Source organism: Tenacibaculum sp. Cn5-46 (genome assembly GCF_022347705.1).
Taxonomy (GTDB): Bacteria; Bacteroidota; Bacteroidia; order Flavobacteriales; family Flavobacteriaceae; genus Polaribacter; species Polaribacter aiptasiae.
Genome location: NZ_JAKRGD010000003.1, coordinates 140,645 through 153,103, shown reverse-complemented (window position 1 = coordinate 153,103; position 12,459 = coordinate 140,645). Strand labels below are relative to the sequence as shown.

The window sequence follows — 12,459 nt, the reverse complement described above, 5'->3', positions numbered from 1 at the left end:
AAATAAAAGCGAACATTAGTTCGCTTTTATTTTTTTATAAACAAGGTGAGTCCATTGGAAGCGCACATAATATACCTCCCCATTCACCACCACATCTAAGACATTGCTCTTTAGTTGTTGGCCAAAAACCACCTTTAATAGTTTGTTGTTCCGATTTGTTTAAGATAGAACCTAAGTTTGAAATATTTTTTAGCATAACATATAAAATTTAAATTACTCAAACTTATATATAAATAGCTAATAAAAACTCAGAAAAACCGTAATATAAGTAAGGTAAATCCTTTATAATTAAATCTATAAATAAAAAAGGAAGTTACCCCTTTAGACAACTTCCTTTCGATTCCCCCAAATCATATATTTTACTATTTTATTTGTATCGTTTTTTAATTATACAGTAAAAGTACTAATGAATAAGTGTTTAAATTTTCCCTTTTAGACGAAGAGAAATAAAGTATAGTTAAGCTGTGAATTTGTATAGTTAAGAATAGTTTTAATGAAATATAACTTGTAAGAAATTTAAAACTACTATAAAAAAAGAACCCACTCAAAAGAATTGAGTGGGAAAATTGCTATGAAAAAGAACTTAAGACGTCTCTTAAGTGGTGCAAATATAATAAGAATAAATTAAATAGCACAATGTTTTTTTGTTTTTTTATTGATAGAAAGAGTTTTAATAAAATTTAACTAAAAAATTATTCTAAAGTTTCTTTAATACTACCACAGCCTAACATTCCTCCACCAAAATATGGGTTCACTATTTTTTCTTCATTACTTAACCAATAAGCCCCTTTGTTATTATCAGCCATGGGACAAAATTGATGATATACTTTTTTATTAATACCAAATATTTGAATGGCAGCTCTAAAAGATGCAGTTAATTGATTAAAGTAAATTTTTTGCTCTTTTATATCTGAGGTTTCTATTATAGAATTTATAGAAGAAGTAATTTCTTTATGAAGTTTCATCCACTTGTTATGAGAGTCTTTTTTTAATAATTTTATGTCAACTTCATCTAAGCTAATTAATAGTTTTTTAGCCTGAGTTATTATTTCTTTAGAATTATCGGTTAGTAATGTATCTTTTAAGTTGATATACTGGTTGAAAGTTTTATGTAACTGTTCTTGAAATTTAGAAGAAACTTTGATTCTTTCAATAATTTTAGAATCATGGGCTTGCATTCCCATATGTTCTTCATGCCCAGTCATAGTTTTACCACCATTTTTATTCATCATCGATTTTTTACCTTGTAATTGAGCAGCAGCATCTACCGTAAAAGTACCATTGGTTACTATAGCATCACCAATTTTTAATCCTTCTAAAACTTCGTAATAGTTACCTAAAGAAGTACCTAATTTTACTTTTCTCATTTCAAAAATGGGTTTATCAGGGTTAGGTTTTAGATATACTACAGATTTTTTACCAGTCCATAAAATAGCTGAAGAGGGAATACTTATTGTTTGTGTTTTATTTGACTTTATGTTCTCAATTTTTCCTTCAACAAACATTCCTGGTTTAAAAATGCTCTTTTTATTATTTAAAACGGCTCTTAAAGAGGTAGTTCTAGTTTTAGTATTTAAAATAGGATCTATAAACGAAACTGTAGCTTCAAACTTTTGATTTGGATACGCATTGGTAGTAATAGAAATATTTTGACCTTCTTTAAATAAACTGATTTGATTTTCATAAACATCAAAATTTGCCCATACAGTGCTTAAGTTTGATATTTTTAGTAGCGGCTGTCCTTGTTTTACAGATTCTCCTTGTGATACTAGTTTTTCATTTACTGTACCCGAAACAGTTGCATAAATAGGGAAGTTGGATTTTACTTTCCCAGATTTTTCTATTTGGTTAATTTGTTTTTCCGTCAATTTCCATAATTTCAGTTTATTTCGAACTGCTTTGTATAAAGCTGGTTGCGATTCTTTTAATGCTAAAGTGGTTAGTAACTCTTGTTGAGCAGCAAATAATTCAGGAGAATAAATAGTAGCCAATAGTTGTCCTTTGTGTACTTTTTCACCAGTAAAGTTTATGTTTAAACGTTCAATTCTACCAGAAAAGTAACTTACTTGTACAACATTTTTTTCTTCATTTTCTAAAATTTTTCCAGATAACTTAATGGTATTATTTTCAATTTCACTATTACCTACAATAGAAGTTTGAATATCAGCTAAGGCTATAGCGTTTTTAGTAAGTTTAAATTGATCAGGAGCTAAACCATCAGCATTTGCTTCTGCAGGAATTAAATCCATACCACAAATAGGGCAGTCGCCAGACTCAGGTTGCATAATTTGAGGATGCATTGAGCAAGTCCACATTTGATTAACTTCTGTGGTTGAATTATGCTTATGAGAGCTATCATTATTTTGATTATTGAAAATAAAACTCCCTAGAAGTATTCCAATAGCCAATATGATGACATATATGATATATTTTTTCATTTTATGACGTTTTTAATCGTTCTAAATAAATTATTTTAACATGTATAAATTTAAAATGTTGTAAAATTTTTAAAAGTATAGCAACATTAGAATACATAGAATTAATGTTACTATACTTTAAGTAATTACATTTCTTTCTTGTAATCTTTGTTCTTTACATAGTCCATGTTACAAGTTGGACATTTACCTTCCTTATCACTACCACTACCTTTACAATGCATTGGGCAAACGTATGCAGATGTATATTCTTTACCTTTTTCTTTACTTTGTGTTTGTTCGGTTGTAGTTTTAGTTGTAGTAGAGTTTTCTTTCTGATTATTTTTACATGATATGGTAATGAATAATAATCCTATTGCTAAAATTTTGAAAGTTGCTTTCACTTTAAATCTATATTTAAGTTAATTAATAATTGTTTTTAGTTTGTTAAATAATTTATGATTGATGTTGTTGAATAATATTTTTGAACAGCTTCTATTTGATTCATTTGAAATTTTAATTGTAATTCCTGAATATCTAATAGGTCATTAAAGTTTATAGTACCAGTCTCATAGTTTTTAATTAAAATACTTTCAGCATCTTTAGCTTGCTTTAAATTCTTAACCTGAGTATCGTAACTAATTTTTGCAGAAGCTCGACTGTTAATAGCTTTATCTAATATTGTTTGCAAAGCATTAAAACGGTCTTGTTTTTGAGCTGTTATTTCTTGTTGTTTCAATTCGTTTTGCCTTGTTTTCGACTTGTGTTTTTTATTAAAAATTGGAATTGATAAAGAAACCATTGGCATTACAATATCTTTTCCATTATCGCTAAAATTCATATTTGGACGTTCAGATACTGCTAGATAATCTAACCCCAAACCAAACATCGGTTTACTTTCTTTTTGATTTACTAACTCTGATTGCTCAATGGATTTATAAAGCTTATCGTATTTGGTTAATTCTGGATGAATTTTTAAGTTTTCAGAGATAATTAAATCGTCTTGTAGAGGAATACTTAACAGGTCCACTATATTAATTTTAATAGCTTTATCTCTATTTAAAAGCTTATTAAAAGTAGTTTGTTCAGCTAAGTACTGCTGTGTTAAGATTTGTTTTAATTGTTCAAGTTCATTTTGACGCATTTGTAAACGTAAAACATCAACAGCAGAAGCTTTACCAACTTCTACAGAAGTTAATGCTAAGGTTTCGTAGGTTTTAAGTAAAGCAATGTTTTCAGACAAAACCTTTTGCTTAGCTCTGATACTATATAAATTATAATAAGATTGAGATACAGAAGCTATTAATTTTCGTTTTGTAATAAGAATATCTTCATATTTTGTATTTGCAAGAGAATTTATATAGTTTTCTCTAGCTGTTATAGTTCCAAACCAAGGAAGCATTTGCTTAGCAGATATTTTAAAACGTTGCGCTCCAGTTCTAGTTTCAGGTTCACTTAAAAAATAACCGAATCCAAATTCTGTATTCGGAAGTGTATTTACTTCTTTTATTTTTTCTGAAGCTATTTTATATTTTAATTCAAACCTTTGAATTTTTGGATTGTTTACCAAAGCTTCATCAATTAAAGTTGTTAATTGTTGAGAGTTCGTCAAATGACTCAAGAAAATAGTTACTAGAGTCAAGATTGTTTTTATATATAATCTATTATTCTTCATCACTTAAAAATGTTTTATGATTCATTTTCAGTTTTCCATTTTTTATTTCTTCTCTCCAACTATATAAAACAGGAACAATAAAATAAGAGGTTATATCTATAATCATTCCTCCAAAAATTGGAATTGCCATTGGTATCATTATATCACTTCCTCTTCCTGTAGATGTTAGCACTGGAAGTAAAGCTAAAATTGTGGTTACTGTAGTCATTAAACAAGGTCTGATACGTTTGCTAGCTGCTTCTAGAGAAGCTAATCTAATGGCATTTTTATCTGTAGGTTGTTTTTCTTTAAATACTTGAGTGAGATATGTTGCCATAATAACACCATCGTCAGTAGCAATACCAAAAAGTGCTATAAAACCTACCCAAACGGCCACACTTAAATTAATGGTTTTCATATTGAAGAGCTCTCTAATGTTTTCACCTAAAAAATTGAAGTTTAAAAACCAATCTTGTCCATATAACCATATCATAACAAAACCACCAGCAAAAGCAACAGTAATTCCTGTAAAAATCATTAACGAAGTACTTATAGAACGAAATTGAAAATAGAGTATTAAAAAAATTATTAATAAAGCTAGAGGAACTACAATAGCTAAAGTTTTCTCTGCTCGTAATTGGTTTTCATAAGTTCCAGTAAATTGATAATTAATACCTTTTGGTATTGATAATTCACCAGAATCTAATTTTTGTTGTATTAATTTTTGTGCATTTTCAACTACATCTACTTCAGCAAAATCTTCCAATTTATCAAATAGAACATATCCTACTAAAAAGGTATCTTCACTTTTTATAACCTGTGGACCTTGTTCATATTGTATACTTGCTAACTCACTTAAAGGAATTGGACTACCTTTTTCAACAGGAATATAAATTTGTTCTAAATCGGTTGGATTAGCTCTTAATTCTCTTGGATATCGTACACGAATTCCATAGCGTTCACGTCCTTCAACCGTTTGAGTAATTTGCATACCACCAACAGCTACTTTTAAAACGTTTTGAACTTTTTCAATTGAAATTCCATAACGAGCTATTTTTTCTCTATCAATGTTTATCAATAAGTATGGTTTTCCTACAATACGATCAGCAAAAACAGCTTCTTTTTTTACTCCTTCTACCTGTTTTAAAATTTGCTCTAGTTCTACTCCAAAAGCTTCAATTTGTTTTAAATCTTGACCTTTTACTTTAATTCCCATTGGAGCACGCATACCTGTTTGTAACATAACCAAACGTGTTTCTATAGGTTGTAGTTTAGGAGCTGATGTAACACCTGGTAGTTTAGTCACTCTAACAATTTCATTCCAAATATCATTAGGAGTTTTTATAGCAGGTCTCCAATTTCGATAAAATTCACCATTGGTATCTTCAATTAGTTGTTGACTGCTTATTTCAGAATTTATAGTTGCTTTATCTTTAGTATTGTTAGGATTGGCTATAAAACTTCCATCTTTTAATTGGAATAAGCCCTCATTATTAACTTTGTAGCGTTGTCGTTCACCATGTGAGTTTAACATGTATTCTGGTTTATAAAGAATAATGTTTTCATACATTGAGAGTGGGGCAGGGTCTAAAGCCGATTCTGTTCTTCCTGCTTTACCTACAACAGTTTTGATTTCAGGAATACTAGCTACTGCCATATCTAATTGCTGAAGTACTCGTTTATTTTCTTCAACTCCAGAATGGGGCATTGAAGTTGGCATTAGTAGAAAAGAACCTTCATTTAAAGAAGGCATAAACTCTTTTCCTGTATTTTTCATAATGTAAAATCCGAAGACTACAATTGATGTTGGAATGGTTAAAAAGACTAACTTATTTTCTAATGCCCATTGTAAAATTCGAGTATAATATTTTTGAAATAGGGTAAAAGTACCTAGTAATCCGAAGCAGATAATTGAAACGAAGACAAGATTTATAAAAATACTTTTATCAACACCTAAAGGTCTCCAATAACTAGCTAAAAGGAATACAATAGCTATTACACAAATAATAATATTAATTACGTTTTTAGAAATTGTATAACTAAAATTAGAAAAAGAAATTTTAAAAACTTCTTGTTTAATAATAGTAGTAATTCCAAAACCTATTATTACTAATCCTAACCAATTTTCATATATAAGAATAAGAGTTCCTAATACAATTAAAAGTCCACCAATAATGTATTTAGAGGTTTTTCTAATCTCTCTTTTTCTAAATAGATAGGCTGCAAAAGGAGGTATTAAAAATAGTGCAATTACCAATGCAGCAATTAGAGCAAAAGTTTTAGTAAAAGCCAAAGGTCTAAAAAGTTTTCCTTCAGCTCCAATCATTGTAAATACAGGTACAAAACTTATAATTGTAGTCATTACGGCAGTAACTATTGCACCAGAAACTTCTGCTGTAGCATTATAAACAATAGTATTTATAGGTAGTTTTTTAGTGTCTTCGTTTAAATGTCGAATTACATTTTCAGAGAGAATAACACCAACATCAACCATGGTACCAATTGCAATGGCAATACCAGATAAAGCCACAATGTTTGCATCAACATTAAATAGCTTCATTGCTATAAAAACCATTAAAACAGCTACGGGTAATAATCCAGAGATGAGTATGGAAGCACGCAGATTAAACACCATTACAATGATTACAAAAATGGTGATTAAAATTTCTAAAGTTAGTGCTTCATTAAGTGTTCCCAATGTTTCTTGTATAAGCTCAGTTCTGTCATAAAAAGGTACAATGGTAACTTGTGATGTTTTTCCATTAGACAAAACTTTAGAAGGTAATCCAGTGCTTAATTCATCAATTTTTTTCTTAACATTATTAATCACTTCCATTGGGTTTGCTCCATATCTAGCTACTACAACACCTCCTACAACTTCTGCACCTTCTTTGTCTAAAATTCCCCTTCGAGTAGCAGGACCTAAAGAAACTTTAGCAATGTCTTTAATCTTAATAGCAGTATAGTTTTCCGAAGCAACAACAGCGTTTTCTATATCAGAAATTGACTTGATATAACCTAAACCACGAACTAAATATTCAACTTGATTAATTTCTAAAGTTTGTGCGCCAATATCTTTATTACTTTCCTTAATGGTTTTTACAATTTGGCTTAAATTAATTTTGTATTGACGCATCAATTCTGGATTTACATCTATTTGATATTCTTGAACATATCCACCAATAGAAGGAACTTCCGAAACACCACTCGCTGAGGATAAAGCGTACTTTACATAATAATCTTGAATACTACGTAACTCATGTAAATCCCAACCACCAGTAACATTTCCGTCTTCATCACGTCCTTCAAGAGTATACCAATATATTTGTCCTAAACCAGTAGCATCTGGTCCTAGCGTTGGATTTACACCTTTGGGTAGTAAATTGCTAGGCAAGGAATTAAGCTTTTCAAGAATTCGACTTCGACTCCAATAAAATTCAATATCTTCTTCGAAGATGATATAAATACTAGAAAAACCAAACATTGAAGAACTACGTATGGTTTTTACTCCAGGAATTCCCAATAGAGAAGTAGTTAAAGGATAAGTTATTTGATCCTCAATATCTTGAGGAGATCGGCCATCCCATTTAGTGAAGATTATTTGTTGATTTTCACCAATATCCGGTATGGCATCAACAGCTACTGGATTATTAGGAAGAAAACCTAAGTTCCAATTAAAAGGCGCATTTATTGCTCCCCATCCTAAAAAAAGGATAAGTAATAGTATGGCAATGAGTTTGTTTTCTATTAGAAATTTGATGCTCTTATTTAGCATTGCTTATGATTTTTAAACTTTAGAAAATAGGTGAATGTAAACACCGAATACAAAAAACTATCCCAATGAATTAGTATTCATTAGAATAAAAGAATCTATAGTTTAAAAATCAGATTAAATAAGTCTCGTCTAGCTTATAAATAGCTTTGATGACCAGAGGAGGAGTATAATCTTTATAAGAATTGTCTTTGTTAGACTCTTCTGTAAAAAGATTAGTGTAAGTGTATATAAATGAAAGTGCAAATAATTGTTGATCTTTTGTAAGAGAATCAAAAGATGTTTTTAATTGATCTTGACCTTCAACACTAATTTGTTTATCGTTACAACAGTTTTTTTTAGAAATAGAACATTCTTTAGTAGAAGTTTTCTCCATTTCCATTCCGCAATTAGCAGCAGAACCAAACATGGTAGAGTCAACCAAAGTGTCACCACAATAATGCATATCAATACTAAATGACATAGTAGAAAATACTACTACAAATGCCATTAAAAAAGATAATATTTTATGACCTATTGACTTCATAATTGATTACAAAGGTATAAACTTTTAAATAAATAGTTTAAAAAATATGTTAAATGAGAAGAAATAGATAGTATTTTAATAAAAAAGTGGGACAAGCCCACTTTCAATTTTATTGCGATTTAAAAAGAAGAACCTCCGCTACATACTTGAACAAGTTCACAACGAACTTCATCTACATGACACTCACATCCAGGAGGACACCATAAGAAATTTAAGTTACATTGAGTGGCTTTTCCTCCGTTAATAGCTTGTTGTTCCTTTTTGTTTAAAGCAGTACCTAAGTTTGATATATTTTTTAACATAATTTAAATTTAATTTTCTCAAACTTATATAAAAAGAGAAAAAACAGTAGAGAAAAAACCGTAATAAAAGTAAGGATTATCCGTATTGTTTTTAATAATAGAATAATCTTATAAATTAAAAAAGAAGATTCTCGAAAGAACCTTCTTTTTAAATAAAGAGGAAAGTATTATACACTAATATATAAACAATTAGAATTGTAAATACCCTACTCATTTAAGATGAATATTATATTATAACAATATACATCCACCCCATGCATAACATCTACATGGTTCCCTTAATATGTGTCCGTTAGGTAATGTTAGACAACAAGTAGAAGCTCCACATTGTTGCCAACCAGCACCACCATTAATAGTTTGCTGTTCTTTTTTATTTAAAATTGTTCCTAAAGTTGAAATATTCTTTAACATGGTTAGTTTGTTTTAATTTTCTCAAATCTAAATAGTTAAAAATTAAAAGAGAAGTAAAAAGCCGTAATAAAAGTATGGTTTTGCCTTGTTTTTTATAAAAATAAAAAGGAAAAGAAGCTGTCCCCCCGGAATACCTCTTTTCCTAATTTAACTAACTAATCAATCAATTTATTAAAAATGAAAAAACAAAACTTTTAAAATTATATATCAAAGATAACAGGTGATAGGAGTATAATTATTGATGTTTAGATGAAAGGACTATAGGTATAGATGAAGGGAACTTTAGTGCTATTAAAAGATTAATAATGCTTTAAAAAAATAAAAGCGGGAATAATCCCGCTTAAAAATTTTTAAAATGGTTGTGGACAACCTTGTGGTAAATGACAGCACCAATCTGTACTAGCATCTGCACTTATAGAGCACTCAATAAGTATATAACCTCCATTAATAGCTTTTTGTTCCGATTGGTTAAGGGGTTTCCCTAAGTTTGAAATGTTTTCTAACATAATTATAAGATTTTAATTTTAGCCAAAATTATATAATGGTTATATGCTGAATGATACAAATTCAAAAAAGCAAGGAATTAATGTATAAGCGAAAATAAAAGAGTTTGAGTTTGGATAAGAATAAAAAAGCAATGAGATATATTTTAATTAATCTTAGGTGAATACTCATTTTTATTCCCTTAAAACTCTGTGAAGTTTATTCACCTAATTAATAATTAAAAACTCATTTAAGAGTTTTTTGAAGCTTTTATAAAATTAGATTCTTATGAGAAAAAGCTTTTAAAATTTTAATTTAATCAGGGGACCAAATTTAATTTATCCATACCTCATTGCCAGATAAATATAGTAAAAAAAGAATACACTTTTTATAAAAAGATAAAAAAGATTAAATAAATATAAAAAGAAAAGAAGTAATCCATTTTTATAGGATACTTCTTTTCCAAACTAACTAATCAAATAAACAAACTATAATGAAACTTTTATTTCGTAATTTATATGATAAAGATAATTTAGATTTTCCTTATAAATTTTAAAGTTCGATTAAATAATCGAAAGTAAAGTTAAACTGTAACTTTCTTAAGATAAAGGACAATTAATTCATATTAAAAATAAAAGCGAGATAAACTCGCTTTCTACTTTTTAACATCTTTCAAAGTATCCATCCACACAGCAATAAGCATGAATTGTAATGCAGTGTACCGGACTTGGAAACGTACTATTACATCTTTTTCCTTCGCTTGGACAAATACTTGAAAGTCCACCATTAATACTTCTTTGTTCTGTTGTTTTTAAAATTGAACCTAAGTTTGTAATGTTTTTTAACATGATGTTAGTTTTTTAAGTTTCTCAAAATTAGATATAAACAAATCTAGAAACGTATAAAAAGCCATAGTAAAAGTAAGGAGATTCCATAATTCTTAACCCAAAAAAAGGAGTTCTATAAAGAACTCCTCCAAATTGTTAAATTAACTCATTAGTATTATCCCCATAGCACTAACAAAGTATATTAATAAGACACCATAAAAAATAAAAAGTCACAAAATAAAAAAAGCTCCCGGGGGAGCCATGAAAAATAAGGGGTGTCACAAATTTATATACATAAGACACAGTTATTTATGTTAAGTCACATACTTATTTAAAAAAGAAAAGAAGTTATCACCTCCAGACACTTCTTTTCTAATAATTAATTTATTTTAATGGGAAAACAAAACCTTTAATTACACTACAAAGATAGTATTGGTTTGAGTTTTGTATTTATAAAATTAGTTGAAGAGTATTAAAGTGTAGATGAATAGAGAGATTCTGATAATTAATCGAATTTTAACTTATACTTAATTCAGATTTAGTGTTTTATTATATATAAAGATTAAAATTTTCAAAAAATGATAAAAAAACAAGAAAAATATTATGATTTTAAAAAAAATATATTGTATATTGTATTTGTCTTATTGAGACGTCTTTAAGACTTCTTTTTCATAGCAATTTTCCCACTCAATTCTTTTTGAGTGGGTTTTTTTATTTTGAAAAATATTTTTCTTTTGACTGAGTATTATCTTTTTGTGATTTTGTAACTTATAAGTGTTTAATTATAAGCAAGGAAAGAAGGTAACACTACGTTATAGCTATTTTTGCGTAGGTTATTTTTAAGAAGTTAAAATCAGTGAAAAAATAATTTAAAATTGAGGTAATACACTAAGTTCATCTTCAACACAGAAAAATTCATTATTACTTATAAGTGATTGTACATAATAATCATAGCTAGCTTTTAGTTTGTTGTTCTCTTCTTGGAAATCTTTTTTTGTTTGAAGAATAATAACAACATCTGTTTCTGTTTCAAAAGGGTTTTTGTTTGTATTAGAGTCATAACCTAACTGTTCACCAATTTGATATTTCATAATAATATTTTTTTTACTATGCTCAAAAATAGGGGATTGTAAAAAAAATAAAAAAGGAAAATCCGTAATTATAGTATGGTTTTTCCTTTTTTATGTAAAAGTGTTTAAGTAGATATTATTACATGTAATTGTTCATAATTTATTGTTTTTTGAATTTAATAAAAGAGGAGAAGTTGTTTAAAGTACAATACATTTCGTAAAGAAAGGTGATAAAAATTTTCAATTTTTTATTATTTGAGACAAACGTCCTCTTTTTAAGTAAAGTTAAAACTTTACATTTGTTGAAATTAGATGAATTAAATGAAAGTATATTTAGTAGATGATCATCCAATTGTTATTGAAGGTTATAAAGCTATGATGAAAGCTGAAGGTATAAGTGTGGTAGGATCTTCAACCGATGGATTTGGTCTTATGGAATGGTTAGATAATAACTATTGCGATGTACTTCTTTTAGATATTTCGATGCCATATTATAATGGATTAGACGTATTAAAGCATTTAAATAAAAAGTTCCCCGAAATTAAAACCATAATGGTAACAAGTATTTGTGATGGATTTACCATACAAAAAGTTATTGAACTAGGAGCTAAAGGTTATGTGCTAAAAGAAGAATCTGGCGATTGTATTGTTGAAGCAATTAAAACAGTTTATAATGGGAAGCTTTATTTTTCTGAAAAATCTAGAGATGCCGTTATAGATATGAATTTAGAAAGTTCAAGTGGATTATTATTAACAGATGTTTTATCGAGTAAAGAAATTGAAGTTATGCAATTTTTGGTTGAAGGTTTTACATCTGATGAGATTAGTAATAAGTTAGGAATTACAAGAAGTGCTTATAGAAGTAGTACAGAGAGAATTCGGAGAAAACTTGATGTGAAAGATAATGTACAATTAGCGCTTTTAGCATTTAAACATGTAACCAATTTATTTTTAAAGAAATAGAAATTAAACGTATTAATAACTAGTACTTTTAACCGTA

The 12,459-nt window shown here is 28.4% G+C and carries 11 protein-coding genes; 1 reads left to right on the top strand and 10 read right to left on the bottom strand.

Annotated elements, in window-relative coordinates; translation table 11 throughout:
* Positions 1 to 34: 34 nt before the first annotated feature.
* From MHN29_RS07360 to MHN29_RS07315, 10 genes are all read right to left on the bottom strand, one after another.
* Entirely contained in the window at positions 35 to 196 is a 162-nt protein-coding gene (locus MHN29_RS07360; RefSeq protein WP_175578662.1) for a hypothetical protein, read from the bottom strand.
* A 496-nt stretch (positions 197 to 692) separates the two neighbouring features.
* Positions 693 to 2,438, bottom strand: a complete 1,746-nt coding sequence (locus tag MHN29_RS07355; RefSeq protein ID WP_235273881.1) for an efflux RND transporter periplasmic adaptor subunit — start codon at positions 2,436 to 2,438, stop codon at positions 693 to 695.
* Between the two features lie 125 nt (positions 2,439 to 2,563).
* Positions 2,564 to 2,818 carry a heavy metal-binding domain-containing protein gene (locus tag MHN29_RS18350; protein ID WP_150899019.1) on the bottom strand — a complete coding sequence of 85 codons (255 nt, stop codon included), beginning with the start codon at positions 2,816 to 2,818 and terminating at the stop codon, positions 2,564 to 2,566.
* A 35-nt stretch (positions 2,819 to 2,853) separates the two neighbouring features.
* Complete coding sequence (locus MHN29_RS07345) at positions 2,854 to 4,089, bottom strand: TolC family protein (protein ID WP_235273880.1); 1,236 nt, start codon at positions 4,087 to 4,089, stop codon at positions 2,854 to 2,856.
* Positions 4,079 to 7,843 carry an efflux RND transporter permease subunit gene (locus MHN29_RS07340; RefSeq protein ID WP_235273879.1) on the bottom strand — a complete coding sequence of 1,255 codons (3,765 nt, stop codon included), beginning with the start codon at positions 7,841 to 7,843 and terminating at the stop codon, positions 4,079 to 4,081. Before MHN29_RS07340 ends, MHN29_RS07345 begins: the two co-directional genes overlap by 11 nt.
* Positions 7,844 to 7,952: 109 nt before the next feature.
* Positions 7,953 to 8,366: a hypothetical protein gene (locus MHN29_RS07335; protein WP_235273878.1), complete on the bottom strand. Its 414-nt coding sequence runs from the start codon at positions 8,364 to 8,366 to the stop codon at positions 7,953 to 7,955.
* A gap of 119 nt (positions 8,367 to 8,485) precedes the next feature.
* Positions 8,486 to 8,668: a hypothetical protein gene (locus tag MHN29_RS07330; protein WP_235273877.1), complete on the bottom strand. Its 183-nt coding sequence runs from the start codon at positions 8,666 to 8,668 to the stop codon at positions 8,486 to 8,488.
* Between the two features lie 231 nt (positions 8,669 to 8,899).
* Positions 8,900 to 9,079, bottom strand: coding sequence for a hypothetical protein (locus tag MHN29_RS07325; RefSeq protein ID WP_150899014.1), 180 nt, complete (start codon positions 9,077 to 9,079; stop codon positions 8,900 to 8,902).
* 350 nt (positions 9,080 to 9,429) lie between these two features.
* Positions 9,430 to 9,585 carry a hypothetical protein gene (locus tag MHN29_RS07320; RefSeq protein ID WP_235273876.1) on the bottom strand — a complete coding sequence of 52 codons (156 nt, stop codon included), beginning with the start codon at positions 9,583 to 9,585 and terminating at the stop codon, positions 9,430 to 9,432.
* Between the two features lie 1,673 nt (positions 9,586 to 11,258).
* Entirely contained in the window at positions 11,259 to 11,480 is a 222-nt protein-coding gene (locus MHN29_RS07315) for a hypothetical protein (protein WP_235273875.1), read from the bottom strand.
* Positions 11,481 to 11,780: 300 nt separating this feature from the next.
* On the opposite strand from MHN29_RS07315, the gene MHN29_RS07310 reads away from it, so the two are divergent.
* On the top strand, positions 11,781 to 12,422 hold the full coding sequence (locus tag MHN29_RS07310) for a response regulator transcription factor (protein ID WP_150899009.1): 642 nt from the start codon (positions 11,781 to 11,783) through the stop codon (positions 12,420 to 12,422).
* Positions 12,423 to 12,459: the final 37 nt, after the last annotated feature.